Source organism: Chitinophaga sp. HK235, assembly GCF_018255755.1.
Lineage (GTDB): Bacteria > Bacteroidota > Bacteroidia > Chitinophagales > Chitinophagaceae > Chitinophaga.
Genome location: NZ_CP073766.1, coordinates 7,948,462 through 7,964,859, shown reverse-complemented (window position 1 = coordinate 7,964,859; position 16,398 = coordinate 7,948,462). Strand labels below are relative to the sequence as shown.

At 47.2% G+C, this 16,398-nt stretch carries 16 protein-coding genes; 7 read left to right on the top strand and 9 right to left on the bottom strand.

Annotated elements, in window-relative coordinates:
* Window positions 1-15: 15 nt before the first annotated feature.
* Together KD145_RS30720 and KD145_RS30715 are read right to left on the bottom strand one after the other, a co-directional pair.
* Window positions 16-741: a polysaccharide deacetylase family protein gene (locus tag KD145_RS30720; RefSeq protein WP_212003612.1), complete on the bottom strand. Its 726-nt coding sequence runs from the start codon at window positions 739-741 to the stop codon at window positions 16-18.
* Window positions 742-745: 4 nt separating this feature from the next.
* Entirely contained in the window at window positions 746-1,792 is a 1,047-nt protein-coding gene (locus tag KD145_RS30715; RefSeq protein ID WP_212003611.1) for a hypothetical protein, read from the bottom strand.
* 213 nt (window positions 1,793-2,005) lie between these two features.
* On the opposite strand from KD145_RS30715, the gene KD145_RS30710 reads away from it, so the two are divergent.
* Window positions 2,006-3,523: a nucleotidyltransferase domain-containing protein gene (locus KD145_RS30710; protein ID WP_212003610.1), complete on the top strand. Its 1,518-nt coding sequence runs from the start codon at window positions 2,006-2,008 to the stop codon at window positions 3,521-3,523.
* A gap of 80 nt (window positions 3,524-3,603) precedes the next feature.
* The gene (locus KD145_RS30705) at window positions 3,604-4,365 is read left to right on the top strand and encodes a universal stress protein (RefSeq protein WP_212003609.1); all 762 of its coding nucleotides are present in this window, start codon (window positions 3,604-3,606) and stop codon (window positions 4,363-4,365) included.
* Here the strand turns inward: KD145_RS30705 and KD145_RS30700 are convergent.
* The gene (locus KD145_RS30700) at window positions 4,359-4,688 is read right to left on the bottom strand and encodes a hypothetical protein (protein ID WP_212003608.1); all 330 of its coding nucleotides are present in this window, start codon (window positions 4,686-4,688) and stop codon (window positions 4,359-4,361) included. The genes KD145_RS30705 and KD145_RS30700 overlap by 7 nt on opposite strands.
* 180 nt (window positions 4,689-4,868) lie before the next feature.
* On the opposite strand from KD145_RS30700, the gene KD145_RS30695 reads away from it, so the two are divergent.
* Complete coding sequence (locus tag KD145_RS30695) at window positions 4,869-5,489, top strand: hypothetical protein (protein WP_212003607.1); 621 nt, start codon at window positions 4,869-4,871, stop codon at window positions 5,487-5,489.
* On the opposite strand, the gene KD145_RS30690 is transcribed toward KD145_RS30695, so the two are convergent.
* Both KD145_RS30690 and KD145_RS30685 read right to left on the bottom strand, forming a co-directional pair.
* Window positions 5,486-6,340, bottom strand: coding sequence for a sigma-70 family RNA polymerase sigma factor (locus KD145_RS30690; protein ID WP_212003606.1), 855 nt, complete (start codon window positions 6,338-6,340; stop codon window positions 5,486-5,488). The two genes, KD145_RS30695 and KD145_RS30690, sit on opposite strands and share 4 nt — an antisense overlap.
* Window positions 6,300-6,710, bottom strand: a complete 411-nt coding sequence (locus KD145_RS30685; protein WP_249219660.1) for a helix-turn-helix domain-containing protein — start codon at window positions 6,708-6,710, stop codon at window positions 6,300-6,302. Before KD145_RS30685 ends, KD145_RS30690 begins: the two co-directional genes overlap by 41 nt.
* Before the next feature lie 107 nt (window positions 6,711-6,817).
* Here KD145_RS30685 and KD145_RS30680 point away from each other — a divergent pair, with 107 nt between their 5' ends.
* The gene (locus KD145_RS30680) at window positions 6,818-8,230 is read left to right on the top strand and encodes an MFS transporter (protein ID WP_212003605.1); all 1,413 of its coding nucleotides are present in this window, start codon (window positions 6,818-6,820) and stop codon (window positions 8,228-8,230) included.
* Here KD145_RS30680 and mgtA read toward each other — a convergent pair.
* From mgtA to KD145_RS30665, 3 genes are read right to left on the bottom strand one after another with little or no spacing between them, the layout of a single operon-like run.
* Window positions 8,225-10,795: a magnesium-translocating P-type ATPase gene (mgtA, locus tag KD145_RS30675; RefSeq protein ID WP_212003604.1), complete on the bottom strand. Its 2,571-nt coding sequence runs from the start codon at window positions 10,793-10,795 to the stop codon at window positions 8,225-8,227. The two genes, KD145_RS30680 and mgtA, sit on opposite strands and share 6 nt — an antisense overlap.
* Before the next feature lie 45 nt (window positions 10,796-10,840).
* Window positions 10,841-11,674, bottom strand: a complete 834-nt coding sequence (locus KD145_RS30670; RefSeq protein WP_212003603.1) for a universal stress protein — start codon at window positions 11,672-11,674, stop codon at window positions 10,841-10,843.
* Window positions 11,675-11,689: 15 nt separating this feature from the next.
* The gene (locus tag KD145_RS30665) at window positions 11,690-12,085 is read right to left on the bottom strand and encodes a hypothetical protein (protein ID WP_212003602.1); all 396 of its coding nucleotides are present in this window, start codon (window positions 12,083-12,085) and stop codon (window positions 11,690-11,692) included.
* Between the two features lie 187 nt (window positions 12,086-12,272).
* Here KD145_RS30665 and KD145_RS30660 point away from each other — a divergent pair, with 187 nt between their 5' ends.
* Genes KD145_RS30660 through KD145_RS30650 form a run of 3 tightly spaced genes read left to right on the top strand, consistent with a single transcriptional unit; the run spans window position 12,273 to window position 15,752 of the window.
* Window positions 12,273-13,871 carry a PAS domain-containing sensor histidine kinase gene (locus tag KD145_RS30660; RefSeq protein ID WP_249219658.1) on the top strand — a complete coding sequence of 533 codons (1,599 nt, stop codon included), beginning with the start codon at window positions 12,273-12,275 and terminating at the stop codon, window positions 13,869-13,871.
* A complete protein-coding gene (locus KD145_RS30655) occupies window positions 13,868-14,926 on the top strand; it encodes a response regulator (RefSeq protein WP_212003601.1) in 1,059 nt (352 codons plus the stop codon). Before KD145_RS30660 ends, KD145_RS30655 begins: the two co-directional genes overlap by 4 nt.
* Before the next feature lie 22 nt (window positions 14,927-14,948).
* A complete protein-coding gene (locus KD145_RS30650; protein WP_212003600.1) occupies window positions 14,949-15,752 on the top strand; it encodes a hypothetical protein in 804 nt (267 codons plus the stop codon).
* 14 nt (window positions 15,753-15,766) lie between these two features.
* Here the strand turns inward: KD145_RS30650 and KD145_RS30645 are convergent, their stop codons facing one another.
* Window positions 15,767-16,360: a hypothetical protein gene (locus tag KD145_RS30645; protein ID WP_212003599.1), complete on the bottom strand. Its 594-nt coding sequence runs from the start codon at window positions 16,358-16,360 to the stop codon at window positions 15,767-15,769.
* Between the last annotated feature and the right edge of the window lie 38 nt (window positions 16,361-16,398).

The window sequence follows — 16,398 nt, the reverse complement described above, 5'->3', positions numbered from 1 at the left end:
AACAGATTTTTGGTTTTATTGTGTTCCGTAAACAGCCATCGCTTCTACAAGTCTGGAGCCTGACCAGTTGCCGTCTACCATTATACGCCGAAGTGTATACAGTTCATTCCCCGGCACCGGAGGGCGGTTCAGCTGGAAAGCAGCTTTATACCCGGCTTTCTTCAGTTCAACAATAATACTGTCGTTATATTCTCCAAACGGATAGGCAAAGTACCAGACGGGGCGACCGGTTATTTTTTCCAGCTGCTGCCTGGGCCCCACCAGCTGCTTTTGCCAGTCCATTACACCCGTGAGTTTAAGATGAGGATGATCCCATGTATGAGAAGCAATCACATGTCCCTGATCAGCCATGGTTTTGATCTGATCCTTCGTCAGATACCGGGGTTTGTTTAATGTAACAGTCATCACAAAAAAAACACCCCGCAAACCAAAGTGTTGCAACAGTGGCGCAGCTACCGTTGCATGTTCTGCATGCGAATCATCAAAGGTGATGATACAGGTGCGGGGAGGTATAGGCCGCCCTTCTTTCAGCAAAGTGATGGCTGCATCCGGAGATATGGTATGATAACCACTGTCTGCAAGGGTTCTGAGCTGTCGTTCAAATTGTGCCTGGTCTACATGCAACAGATCATTTTTATGGGTTCCCGGAATGGTGATGTTGTGATAACACAGGACAGGCAGCTGTTGGCCGGTGACGATCACCGGCAAGCAGCAGAGCCAGAAAACAATCAGGTGTTTCATCAGTTTATTGGTATTGAATATAAATCGGACGGGGATACAGTTTCAACACTTCATCGGGCTCCATGAGATGGCCTCCGGTGGCCACATCTACCTCGTAAAACAACTTAAAACCGGTAAACTGCACTGGCTGCCCGGCAATCCAGCTATGGTAGGTATGTTTCTTCTTTGCCACTCCTCCGAATCCATCCATATCCATTACAATCTGTACTTCCGGTTGAAGGTGAATATCTTTGTAATTCGTGACCATCCCCTGTGTAAAACGGTGCACCACCAGTATTTTGGGAGGCAGGCCATATTGTTTGACGATTCCTGCCAGCCAGGAACTGGCGTAGTTAATATCATCTGCATCCATTGTACCAATTACAGAACAGGGAGCACGGCCATTTTTCATGGAGTATTCAGGATCTATACCCAGATGCACTTCCGGACGGGACATAAATTTTTCCAGGAGAGGCAGCTCATCACGGAGCTTGCTCTGTCCGGGTTGTATATCCAGGAAAACGATGGCATGCTCCTGCGTTGCCAGATCCAGCGCTTTGCTGATAGCGGTGGCAGGCATACGCTGACGGTACTTACCATCTGCACCGGGGCTGCGCTGGGCCGTTACAGCGATATAATGAAAAGCCGGAATAACCGGTGTGGTGCTGTCTGCAGCTTCCCATAATGCTACAGTTTCCTTTAACCGGGACAGCATGCTGTCTACCGGGACAGTCCCCAGCACTCCCAGCCGGGGCGTGTAAAAATTACCATAGTAAGCCACAATCCGGTTGAAGGGTAACAAGGCCCCCGGAAGCGGGTAATAGGTACTGACCGGCCATGCCTTCGAAGGAGAGTCATGCAGCAGGTACAGCATCCGCTGCTGATACATTAGTGTATCCACGGTATTGCTTTTCGCTATACTGTCTACCCGCGCGGGTTTGTTAACAACCACACTTTCCTTTTTCGGAATCTCCTCCTTTGGAGGTATTTCATGACGACCAGGTTTCCAAACAATCCATACTACCAGCAATACAAGCAGCGTCACCAACAACAACTTCCATAAATATTTCATCCCTTGTACTTTAAATAGCAAACTAAATCTACCTGCTTCTTTCCACACAACAAATGACACTACTCATAACAAATCATGACAGGGATCAGTTCTTTATAATCCTGATTATAATCAGGATTCCGGTTAATATCTGTCATACATTCCCCCTATACAACAACGTAAATTTACATTGACAAAACACGGTGCTCTGTAACCTCAAAATCCGGACTCATCATGAAAACACATTCCAAAAACAGTCCTACCATTCCCGCTCCGCTGGCCGGTCTTGGGAATATCCGGGGTATCACGGGCCGGGAAGTGAACGCCATACAGGAACAGCTGAAAGTCAATAGTACGCGGGAGTTAATCCCGCTTATCAGCAATGGCCGGCTCGAAACCGTAGAAGGTCTTACACCATTGCAGGTTAAAAATATCCGGCAGGCACTTAAGCTATACAAAAACGCCAACAGCCGCTACCTACGCTGGGATGCGCACCTTATCGGAGAAGAGCTGTTAAGGGCCATCGGACAGTTTCCGCAGGTAGAAAAAGTATTACTGACCGGTAGTTTGCGAAGAGGAAAAGATACCATCGGAGACATCGATATACTAGTGCAGCTGAGTGAAGCAGACAGGCGGAAACTACTCTATAAAATCGCCCGTATGCCGCAAACAGAAGGCATCATCGCCGCAGGCCCACATCATTTCTGCGTGGTACTACGCAACCAGATGCAGGTAGACATCCGCCTGGCCACCAATAAATACTTTGGCGCCAGCCTGTTGTATTATACCGGCTCTGTAAAATACAATACAGACATGGATGAGCTGGCAGCTTCCAAAGGGCTCAAAATCACTCCCACAGGCCTGATAGACAGCCATACCGGCGAATATGTGGCTGGAGAACAGGAAGAAGACATCTATCGTAAACTACAGATCGACTTTATCACACCCGAACTCAGAGAAAACCACGATATCCTTAACGCCGCTGCGGGACACCAGGTCCCTCTACTGGTCACCTTCAACCAGTTAAAGGGAGATATGCAGATACATACCAACTGGAGCGATGGCACCGAAAGCATCGCAGCCATCGCACAATACCTGTCCCATGCATACCCGCACTACCACTACATCGTGATCACAGATCATGTGTCTGCTTCCCGCGACAATCATATACTGCATACAGAAGATATTTTCAGGCAGGCTGCAGAAATAGATCGTATCAACGCCGCCATGGGATATGACTACATAAAAAAAGGAGCCGAAATAGATATCGGGAAAGATGACAACACAGCACTGCCGGATGAAATACTGCAACAGTTTGACTGGGTGATCGCTTCCATACACAGCGACTTCTCCAGTGATAATACTTCCCGGCTGATAAAGATCTGTGAAAACCCATATATACACTGTATCGGCCATCCCAGCGGAAGACTGATCGGTATCCGCAACCCCTACCCTGTCAACTGGGACGAAGTATTTACAAGGGCTGCTGCCACCGGCACTGCCATGGAAATCAACGCCCGCCCCAAACGGCTGGACCTGAACGATACACTGGTACGCCAGGCTGTAGACAAAGGCGTTAAAATAGTGGTTAACAGTGATGCCCGAAATCTCACCGACTTTGATTTCGTAAAAATGGGCATATCCACCGCAAGACGCGGCGCATGCAATAAAACAGATATTCTCAACACCGGCTGCTGGGATGAGATAGAAAAATTCAAAACGACAAAACAACAACAACTGCTGAAAAGATAAACCTGTAATGAATCATAATTCCAGCTGATGAATGTCATAGTTCACCCTGTAGCGGTAAAGTAATTTTAAAATAAAAAACTATGGAAAAGATATTACTGGTCATGTGTAGTGCAGCTCCGTCCAACAGCGCAGTGGATTTCGCCTGTTATCTTTCAGATATCTCTCATTCAAAACTGGTAGGCTGCTTCTTCAAAAACAAGGAAACAGCCATCAATGTCGTTCCCAAAAGAAGTATGGCCCATGCCGGTGATGACTGGGATTCACCGGAAACCATAGCTGAAAATATACCCATCAGCTCCATGCAAACTTTTGAAGATACCTGTGCCGCAAGAGGCATTCCGGCCTCAGTCAAATATATGGAAGAACCTGCACTGGATAATATTCTTGCAGAAAGCCGTTTTGCAGATCTTATGATCGTAGACGCCCCACAGGGAACCGTTTTTCCATTTCTACAAAAACTATTATCAGCCGCTCAATGCCCGGTAATTATAGCCCCCCGCAACTGTACTGCTATTGACGAAATTGTATTCTGTTATGATGGCAGCCCATCAGCTGTCTTTGCCATGAAACAACTGATTTATCTTTTGCCGGAACTGGGAGAAAAAAAGGCGACTATCGTACACATCAGCACCACCACCACCATCCCCGAAGAAGAAAAGAAAAATCTGACCAGCTGGCTGAGCAGGCATTTTGCATGTTCTACTATCACTACATTGAAAGACAACAGCACAGCAACGTTGTCCGATTTTCTGCAGAAGAAACAGGAAACAATGATTGTGATGGGAGATTTATTATCAGGATTAATAACACCGGCACATCCTGTGTTTATCACCCATCATTGATCTCCAATCCGATTCAGGTCGAGCAGCCGGTTGATCAGATATTGCAGCTGCGCATCTTCCCGTCGTATTATCGCGGTCGTATTTTCCTTTGGGCTGTTTTCTTCAGGGAGACGGCTGTTGGTTACCCTATTATTTGCTGGCGGCACATACAGTGCCGCCGGAATACTGTTGATAAAATTGGCTTTCATGGCAGAGAAGCGGCGCTGTCGCTTCTGCCTTCTATAAACATTATAACATAACCATACCGCAGCTCCCATCAACAAAACGGCCCACAACAACAGAGGCACTTTTTTCCTATTGGAAATATCGGAAGTATGTATCATGATACAACCGGTTTTTAGTTTGTTTCCTAAAGATAAGATAGCTTTTCTGACCGCAGCAGCTCCAGCCCGTTATGTTAACAATACCTTGTCTGCTGTACTTCTTCCGGATGATTAAATTTTTTTTTTTGAAATTGTCACAAAAATTCTGTTCCTCCGTCCTTGTTGTAAAATGGAATTTTTATGACTAAAAGCACAAAAGTATTCACCCTCAAAACATGGCATTATTATTCCGGTATTACGCTTTCCGTATTCATTGCCTTCCACCTGTTCAACCAGCTGATGTCACTGCATAGTGAAACCGCGCACCTGGCTGTTATGAAAGCATTCCGGACGGTGTACCGTCATCCGGTGGTGGAAACCATCCTGCTGATAGCGGTAGCATCACAAGTGGTGACTGGTATCCGGCTGCTCTTTAGCAGCAAGAGAAAATCAACTGCCGAAAAAATACAGGTTTATTCCGGCATGTACCTCTCCTTTTTTCTGCTCTTTCATGTAGGCGCTGTATTGTACGGCCGCTTTACAGGATTGGATACTAACTTTTATTTTGCGGCTGCCGGCCTGAACATGTATCCGTCCACTTTCTTTTTTATTCCTTATTATCTGTTGGCCATTACTGCCATATCATTGCATGTGGCAGCCATTCACTATATCAAAACAGGCTCCGGTAGCTGGTCACGTGGCATTGCGATCATAGGTTTTATAGTGACGCTGCTGATCATCACCGGTTTTACCGATCGTTTTCAATGGAGGAAAATGCCTGCTGCCAATGAGCTGTTCATCCGCCAGACGTTTGGCGGTTAACGCAGTTTATCCGGGTTTCGTACAAAGTAAACCGTTTCTATGGCATCTGCTCCGACAGCACAGATCATCAGGGTATCTACTGCCCCGGTGGTTTTGTCGTAGCAGATGATGCCATATTCACCATTGATCATCTTTGCTTCAAAAAGCAACGCCGCACTTCTTTTGGCATACAGTCCGGTGAGGAAGGCAATCGCATCCACGCGGCCGAAAACAGGCCAGCGTGCCGCCGTTGCGCGGCCACCACCATCAGAGTAGATGGCGATATCCTCTTTCAGACAAGCCATCAGCTGATCAACATCCCCACTGGTGCAGGCTTTCACGAATGCACTGAAAAGTGTGCTACGTTGCTCATCAGACGGAACATATTTTACACGCCCTCCTGCCACCTTCTCCTTCGCACGATGAAACAACTGCCGGCAGTTATCCTGCCCCAGCGATAATACTTCCGCGATCTCTTCGTAGGAATAGTCCAGCGTTTCCCGCAGGATAAACACTGCACGCTCCTGCGGATTCAGTTTCTGTAACAACAATAACAAGGCAAAGGAAATATCCTGGTCCTGTACATAAGCAAAACGTTCCTGATATAATGGAGTGGGTAAATCTACACCGGGATAAACAAATCTTTTACGCATCTCCAGCAACGACAGACAACGGTGCATCACTGCTTTCACCAGATAATGCTCAGTGTTGGCAATCGTTGTTATGTCCTGCTTCACAAAAGAAAGAAATACATCGTGCAGGATATCTTCCGCATCCATCGCGTTTTTAGTCATTTTGTAGGCGACTGCAAACAACCTGGGTTTATATGTTTCAAAACTGTTCCCCATCCGTACAGCTTTTTGGTTCTCCATAGAGGGAATAATATTCTTCTCCCCAATCACACAATGCCTCAATCACAGGGACCAGCTTTTTGCCCATGGGTGTTAGTTTATATTCCACCCTGGGCGGTGTTTCTGCATATACTTTTCTTTCGATGATACCGTCCCGCTCCAGTTCCCGCAATTGCAGCGTAAGTGTGGCATGTGTAATATCCTGCATCTTATTACGCAGTACACCAAAGCGCACAGGGCATTCCTTCCGGATAGCATTGAGCAACAGCAGCTTCCATTTACCGCCTATTACCTTCAGGGCTTTTGTCATGGTACAGTTATTTTCCACTACCAATGGACTTTTATCCCTTTGCGTATCTGGCTGTATATCATCATTAGTATCTTTTTCCATACCTGGTATTATTCTTTAAACTACTTGTTATAATCTGTTGCTGGCCGCAACTTTGGCGGCGATAAAGTTAACGAATTGGTTATTTAAAACGATTATACAGGATTAATATGAACAGATTGCAAGTGAAATGGTTATCCCTCCTGATTGTGTCTTCATCCGTATTTCTGGCCGTGATTGATATTTTTATTGTCAATGTGGCGCTGCCTTCTATCCGGAAAGGAGTGAACGGCACTGAGTCGGATATGCAACTGATCATCGCCCTCTATCTGCTGGGTTATGCATCTTTCCTGATTACCGGCGGTCGCCTCGGTGATCATTATGGCAGGAAGAAAGTATTTATCACTGCTATGTTGTTGTTTACAGTCAGCTCTTTATTATGTGGCCTGGCCCAAACGGCCTTCCAGCTGAACACGGCGCGTTTCGTACAGGGCGTAAGTGCTGCCTTTATGATACCACAGGGTATCAGTTATATCCATATCCTCTTTCCGGAGCATAAGGAGAGGATCAAAGCACTGGGCATCTATGGAAGCATCGCCGGTTCGGCCTCTGTAATAGGACAGTTCCTGGGCGGGCTGCTGCCTGACATACATTGGGTGGTAGAAGGATGGCGCCTATTGTTCCTGATCAACCTGCCACTGGGCCTTGCAGCTGCCCTGCTGGCTGCCAGGTATCTCCATGATACGCCACCACAGCAAAGCGGACGATTCGATATCAGCGGTGTGATGCTGCTTACCACTGCACTATTTGCACTGGTATTTCCGTTGATCCGTGGCCGTGAGTTGGGCTGGCCTTTATGGAGCATCTTATCGCTGGCAGGTTCGATATTACTGCTGTTTCTTTTTGCATACGACCAGCGGCGGAAACTGGCCAAACAGACGCCCCCCTTGATCAACATCCGCCTGTTCTCTTACCGGGACTTTAATATCGGCCTTTGTGCTGTGCTGTTTTACTTCATGGTACAGGACTCCTATTTTCTGATCAATGCGATTTTTATGCAAACAGGGCTGGGCTTCAGTTCTTCTGAAACGGGTATCCTCTTTGTGTTCCAGGGTGTTGGGTATGTGGTGGCTTCACTGGTGTCCATCCCTTTGGTAAAACGTTATGGTAAACGTGTTTTACAGGGAGGTGTAGTGATGATGATGCTTTCTCTGGTGATGCATGTGCTCTTTTTCCGTTCTGATGCGCTTCCCAGACCGGTGCTGCTGGCCACACTTTTCTTTTATGGAACAGGATGTGGTTCGGTACTGCCATCTTTACTCACAATGGCACTGAAGAGCATCCCGGTTCATTTTGCGGGTGCGGCCTCCGGTACTTTTTCCACCTTCCAGCAAACATCGGTGGCATTAGGCATAGGCGTGGTGGGTGGTATCTTTTTCAGCATACTTGGCAGCCAAACATCCGTCACCGCATATCTGGGCGCTTATCAGACAGCTACTGCTGTCAACATCCTGTTTTTGTTGCTGGTGAGTTTTTTCCTGTTTATCCTTCCGGAAGAAAAAGAAGCCCGGACAGGTTCATGATTCAGATTTTACAAACCTTCGGTTAAACCAGTTTTTAACGATCTGCGTGAGGGCCACATAGGCAATCAGTATAAAAAACAAACAGACCCAATAAGCCGCGGGCAGCACTGTAAAACCGAAAGTAGCAGCCAATGGAGATACCGTCAGCCAAGCCCCTGCTATCACTATGCAGATAGAAGTGAGTATTAACTCCCAGCTGGCCCGGCTTTCTATGAAAGGAATTTTATTGGTACGGATCACATGAATGATGAGTGTTTGTGTAAACAGGGATTCTATAAACCATCCTGTATGAAACAGCGCAGGGTTATTCCATCCTCCGAAATAAGTGATCAGCAGCCAGAAGGTAATGTAGTCAAACACAGAGCTGATAGGACCTATTACAAGGATAAAACGCTGTAGTTCACTGATCGTCCATCTGCGGGGTTTCACTAGCCACTCCGCATCTACATTATCCGTTGGGATGGCTGTCTGCGAAAAATCATACAGCAGGTTATTGATCAGCACCTGTATCGGCAACATCGGCAGAAAAGGCAAAAACGCGCTGGCTCCTACTACGCTGAACATATTGCCAAAGTTGGAGCTGGCCGCCATCCGGATATATTTGATGATGTTGCCAAATACCCTGCGGCCCTCTGCCACGCCCTGTTCCAGGATCATCAGGTTGTTTTCCAGCAGAATAATATCCGAAGCTTCTTTGGCGATGTCCACGGCTGTATTAACGGAGATGCCCACATCTGCTGCTTTTAAGGCGGGTGCATCGTTAATACCATCACCCATAAATCCGGTAACATGCCCGTTCTGCTGGATCGCTTTGATGATGCGCAACTTGTGAACCGGTGCCAGCTTTGCAAATACATGGTGATGTACGACTTCCGCCACCAGTTCCTCATCCGTCATGTGTTCTATCTCCGGGCCCAACAGTATACGATCAACATTCACACCTACTTTTCTGCAGATATAGGCGGTAATACTTTCATTATCTCCTGTCAGTATACGTACATCCACCTTTAAGGCTGACAGACCGTGCAAAGCAGCGCTGGCCGTATCTTTAGGCGGGTCCAGGAAAGAAAGATATCCCAGCAACACCAGTTCGGATTCATCTGTCACGGAATACACGGGTGCATCAGGAGCACCCGGCATCCATTTATAAGCCAGGGCTACCACCCGGAAGCCCTGTGCATTCATCACTTCCACCTGGCGATAATACCGCTCCTGCTGTTCCTGTGAGAGTGGTGTTGTTTGTCCATTGATCTCTACCTGGGTACAGCGCTCCATAATACCTTCCACCGCTCCTTTACAGATAAGGATGTTAAGCCCCGCTTTGTTTTCCAGCACCACTGACATACGTTTACGCACAAAGTCAAAAGGTATTTCATCAATCTTACTGAACTCCTCCCGTATATGCAGGGCTGCTCCCACTTCTTCATGATGAAGGATGGCTTCGTCCATCAGGTTTTTCAGGCCGGTATGGTAATAGCTGTTCAGATAACCGAAGTCCAGCACCTTCTGATCGGGTGTACCTTCAGGATTGAGATACTGTTCCAGTACAATACGGCCTTCTGTCAGTGTTCCGGTTTTGTCTGTGCACAATACGTCCATGGCGCCGAAGTTTTGTATGGCACTGAGTTTTTTGACGATCACTTTTTTGCGGGACATGGCGATGGCGCCTTTGGAAAGATTAACGGTTACGATCATGGGGAGCATTTCGGGCGTAAGCCCTACTGCTACTGAAAGCGCAAAGAGGAATGCTTCCAGCCAGTTGTGCCGGCTCAGGCCATTGATCAGAAATACAGCAGGTACCATTACCAGCATAAAGCGGATCATCAGCCAGGTAAAACTGTTGATGCCCTTATCAAAACCGGTCACCACCTGTTGACGGCTGATATGCGCTGCCAATGCCCCGAAGTCGGTTTTTTCGCCGGTATGTACTACCAGTGCAGTGGCGGTGCCACTTTCCACGTTGGTCCCCAGAAAACAATTATTGCTATTGTACAGCGGTTCTTCCTGGCCGGGCACAGGGTCGGCCACTTTTTCCACCGGCAGCGATTCTCCCGTCAGCACCGCCTGGTTAAGGAAGAGATCTTTTGATGTCAGTAAACGCACATCAGCCGGTATCATATCGCCGGCTCCCAGTTTAACAATATCTCCCGGCACCAGCATTTTTAAAGGCACTTCCTTATCTTCTCCATTTCTGCATACGGTAGCATGTGTGCTCACCAACGCTTTCAGCTTTTCAGCGGCCTTATCGGCCCTCATTTCCTGAGTATAACGTATCGCCACTCCCAGCACTACCATGCTGAAAATAACAATCGTGGAGCGCAGATCGCCTGTCAACAGGCTAATCAGACCCAACACAGTCAACAATATGACCAGGGGGTTTTGCAGGCTTTTCCACAAACGAAGCAAGGGTGATAAAGGTTTTTCTTCTTTCACCTCATTCAGCCCATATTGTGCCCGCCTTTGTGCAGCGGCTGCTTCAGACAGCCCTTCGGGTGCAAAACCAATGGCTTTTTTTATATCCTCCAGCGGAAGCTCTATCAGGCTTCTGTTATTGCGATGGTGCATATATCATAAACAGACGGAAACAGTCCCCTGTTCACTACAGCCGGATTAAGGATGTGCGATAAACATAGGCTGGGTAATCAGTTGGATAACAGATTTCATAGGATTGGGCGAAAACAGGTTGGAAAGCAGACTTCTGCCAAAAGCACCCATGACGATCATCACATTTTCCCTGCCGGAGAGGTATTCCAGCAACCTGGCCTCTACATTATCATCTTCCGCCATCTCCAGGGAAACATCTTCATAATGTGCATGTAACCATTCTTCCAGTTTTTCAATGTCGCCTTGCACCGCCTTCCCTGGTGGAGTTACACTGAGCAGGGTCACCTTACGGTCATGAAGCTGAGGCAGCAGATAGGTAAACTGTTTGATCGCAAATACAGATGCACTGCTGTCGTTATAGGTGAGTATGATTTCCTGCACTCCTTTGAAATTTTCCGGCGCGATGATCACAGCACATTCCGCTTTTTCCAGTATATCCCTGACAAAGCCGGTGGGTGCTGTTTCCGGGCGCCAGGAAAAAGTAGTGGCCGCATCTATCACTATCAGGTCTGCATACCTGCTTTCTTTCAATACGGCTTTTAATGGCATACCCGTATGCTGGTGCACCACACTGTTGATACCACTGCCTCTACAGCACTGGTGGAACCGGCGGATATTCTCATCGCGGTACAGCTCTTTCTGCTGTTCGAGCCGCACTCCTGGTATCGGCGCAGTGACGCCCATTTCATGGATCGCTGCTGCAGAACGCAGTTCCATCGACTGGTTCTCCAGAAAAACACCGGTAATTTTTGACTGCGTGAGGTTAGCAAGAAAACAGGCAAAGTCAAGACAGCTGTTACTCATACACACCGCATCCGTCACGAATAATATTTTTTCCATAAAACATTGTAGGATTTATTCTTTCTCCGGTTCTTCCGGAAGCTGAAAGGCAGATTCTTTCAGTCCACCACCGGCATTCAGCTCTTCCAGAGAGAGATGCCCGGTGCCTGTTGTCTGCAACCAGATCGAACCGGATCTATGTAATATCTTAGCGCTCAGGCCAAAGAGATAACTTAAATCATGTTCTACCGCGAGCGCTGTACGGTAGTGGCTGATATCCAACCATCCAAAGCTGTGCAGGATCCGGATCTTTTCAATTGGCATTTCCGGTGGTACCCGGTTTCTTTTGGCATTACAGACTCCATCCATATAAGGTGTATGGAAAAACTCCAGTTTCAGACGAGGGTACAACCCGTGAAACTTGTCCTGTATATCAGCAATGATGGCTTCTTCACTAATATAGATCTGCATAACCATAGCTTTAAAATGCTCATACAATAATACAACCGTACAGCCGGCCATACTATGAGGTTCATCAGGTACAAACCTGATACTAATCATGTTTCCGCACCCAAACTGACGAGTCTGTCAAAGGCTTGTCCCTCTTGATACTGAGGGAGAAAATCCTTAACTTACCTTTATTGTAAAACAACCGGCAATGACAACATCCATCAGAGATCTTGACATTGACTTTCAGCTTAGTATGTTTGCGGCATTAATGGAGAGAGTCCCCGGCCTGGTCGCTATCCGAGAGATGACAGGCGGACGGTTGAAATATATCAATGCAACAGGTATCCGGATGCTGGGAATAAATGATTTCCCTTCCCTGGAACTGCTGCTGGAACAAAACCAGCTTGGCAACGGAAAAACAATCACGGGCAATGCCTTCCCTCCAGAGGACCCTGTTCTGCATGAAATACAATGGAAAAATCTGCAGGGAGAAACCTTCACCGGCCTGTATGAAGAAATGATCATGCAACATCAGGGCCAGCCCTACTGCTTCTTCCGCATCACCGACAGCCAGTCCGATAGACGCTACAAATTACAGCTCAGTAAAGAACTGCAGCGTTTTGGCGCCCTTTTCAACTATGCCAGTATAGGCATTATCGTTACTAACCAGGATGGCAGAATTATGCTCATCAATGATTTTGCCCTTCAACAATTTGATTACAGAAGAGAAGAACTGACCGGCAAACCCATAGAGCAACTGATTCCCCAGCGCCTTCAGCAAAAACATATAGACCATCGCGAAAAATATAATGCCGCGCCACAGAGCAGGCCCATGGGCATAGGACTCGACCTCTTCGCTGTACGCCGCGATGGCTCCGAATTTCCGGTAGAGATCAGTCTGAGCCAATACTCCAATGAAGAAGGCCATTTTGTGATCGCCTATATCAGCAACATCACCGCCAGGAAAAAAGCAGAAGAAAAAATCGAAAGGCTGAACAACGAACTCGAAGGCATGGTAGAAGAACGTACTTTGCAACTACGCAAAGCACTCGCCGATCTTGAAGCATCCAAAGAAGAGCTTACCCAGGCACTCAGCAGGGAAAAGGAACTCGGTGATCTCAAATCCCGCTTTGTTTCCATGGCGTCGCATGAATTTCGTACACCACTGAGTACCATCCTGTCATCTGCCTTTCTGGTAAAACACTATGCAACAGACAGCGAGCAACCTGTCCGCGACAAACACCTCCAGCGTATTGTTAATTCTGTCAGCTTTCTCACCGACACACTAAATGATTTTCTGTCTGTAGGAAAAATAGAAGAAGGGAAATTACAACCGCGGTATACCAACTTCGATATCGAAGACTACTTCAATACCATCATACAGGAAATGCAGGGACTGATAAAGGAAAACCAGATCATCCGCTACCAGCATACCGGAGCAACCGAAGCCTGGCTGGATCCTTCCCTGTTGCGGCATATTTCCATGAACCTGCTGGGCAACGCCATTAAGTTTTCACATCCCGGTGGCACCATCGAAATGTTCACCGCCGTGGAAGACAAACAGTTTATCCTGACTATCAAAGACAATGGTATCGGTATGTCGCAGGAAGACCAGCAACACCTCTATGAACGATTTTACCGGGGCACCAACGTCAGCAACATTCAGGGTACAGGACTCGGCCTGCATATTGTGCAGAAATACAGTGAACTGCTCAACGGCGCTATCTCCTGCGCCAGCGAGCTGGGAGTAGGCACCATCTTTACCATCACTTTTCCGGCAGATCCCTTAAATGTACGTTCACCATGAAGACGATCCTGTTGATAGAAGACAACGAAGAACTGAGAGAGAATACCGCTGATATCCTCGCTATCGCCGGCTATCGCGTACTCACAGCCGAAAACGGGAAAACAGGCATTGAAATGCTCCTTCAACACCAGCCCGACCTGGTGATCTGTGACATCATGATGCCATTACTTGATGGCTTTGGTGTGTTACATCTGATGCAACAACAGGAGGCTGTAAAAGATACGCCCTTCATCTTTCTGACCGCTAAAACAGACAGGGCCGATTTCCGCAAAGGCATGGGCATGGGCGCAGATGATTACCTCACCAAACCCTTTAGTGGCACCGAACTCTGGGACACCGTAGAAAGCAGGCTGAGGAAAGCAGCCATCAAAAAACAACAATTTCCTGCTGACATACAGGGCATGAGCCAGCTGATGTATGAAGTCACCGGTAAAACCTCCCTGCAGACACTCGCAGAAGGTCGCAACATTGATAAATACCGTAAAAAACAAGTCATCTATGCCGAAGGAAATCATCCTTCCCGCCTGTATTATGTTCAGAAAGGAAAAGTAAAAACCTGTAAAACCAATGACCAGGGGAAAGAACTGGTGCTTGACCTTTACTCCACCGGTGACTTCCTGGGATATACCGCCCTGCTGGAAGGCACGGTGTATAAGGAAACAGCCATTGCCATGGAAGATGCAGAAATAGCCCTTATCCCTGCCGATGATTTTAAGGAACTGCTCAACAACAACCATGAAGTAGCCACACAGCTGATCCGTATGCTGGCCAAAAACATCACTGACAAGGAACAACAACTGCTGGGACTGGCCTACAACTCCCTGCGCAAAAAAGTAGCAGAAGCGTTGATCAGTCTTCTCCGGAAATATAACCCTCATAACGAAACGCCATACACCGTGAATATCAGCCGTGAAAACCTCGCTACCATTGCCGGAACAGCCACCGAATCACTGATCCGCACACTCAGCGATTTTCGTGATGAGAAGCTGATTGACATCAGGGATGGAATGGTCATTATTCTGGATGAAAACAAGCTGTCCAATATGCTGTACTGAATAACTATTTAAACGATCTGTTATGAAAAAGATATTGCTGGCGATCGATGACGGACATTTCCCGGAAGGTGCCTTTGAATTTGCCAGGCAGATGAATGAAATAGAACCAATCGTTTTATGCGGTGTATTTCTGCCGGAGATGAACCTCTCTGTGGATATCGGCTACGGTTCTTCATTTATCCCATTAACGGAAAATTATGGAGCTGCCTCCATTCAGGAAAGCATGGTTACTTTTAAGGAATACTGCGAACGTTACAATATCCATCATCTCGTACATCATGATGTCAGTGAATTTGCACTGAAAGTACTACACAGGGAAACCCGTTTCGCCGATCTCTTGCTGCTGAGCAGCGAAAAGTTTTATGCAGACATCGTAGCCAGACCGGGGGGTTTTCTGGACAATGCCCTGCATCAGTCGGAATGCCCGCTGATCGTATCTCCTGAAAACCTGGCTTTCCCCGAAAGTATTATTCTGACATACGACGGCAGTGCTTCCTCTGTATTTGCCATTAAAAGTTTTGCGATGCTTTTCCCGCAGCTGTGTTCCCGTAAAACTATGTTACTATATGCTCAAAGCGATAAGTCCAGTGTACCCGACACCGATAGTATACTGGAACTGGTGCAGCATCACTTCTCCAACCTCGATGCACAGGCAGTGAACATGATACCGGAAAAAAATTTTAACACCTGGTTAGGTGGGGTTGGTAAGCCGATTGTAGTCAGTGGTGCTTATGGCAGGTCGCAGATTTCGAGATTTTTCCGGCACAGCTTCATCGCTGACACCCTTAAGGCGCATCAGGTGCCGGTATTTATTGCCCATCGTTGATGCCGTTGGTTTACTTACACTGCTTTTTTATCTGCTTTCAGCATACCGATGATGCTGTCGAATACAGGCAGGTCCCGCTTCAACATCAGCACACGGGTGGTAATACATTCAATGATGGGCCCTTCACCGGTTGTCCTACGGCCATGGATCAGGGATAGCGCCACCACTTTGCCTTTTTCAGGCAGATCATTCCAGATATATAGCAGGTCTTCCCCATTCGTATATTTATTAACGTTAGTACCCAGCAAACCGGTTATAACGGATAACAATTCCTGATTGCGCGGGCTGCTCACCGGATTCACCTCAGTGATCTCCAAACCCGCTTTAAGCGTGTATTTTTCATCTTCAAACAGGAACGAAATACTTTTACCCCATCCACTGCTATCTCCCGTAAAAAACAGATCCCCAAAGCGGAAATCATTTACATAGTGAAGTACTTTACAAGGAAGTCCCATACAGGAATCCTGATTGACAACATGTCTCTGATTGGAAAGATAGGTGTTGACATCCATCGTCCAATAGTAGCGATAAAGGTTTGTTTTAGGCATGCAGGCGCTTATCATCAGCATGAAGGACAACAATACTCCGGTGGCAACGGTTCTCGACAAGCGGTACATAGTTTTCTTTTAGTCGTTTGGCATAACAA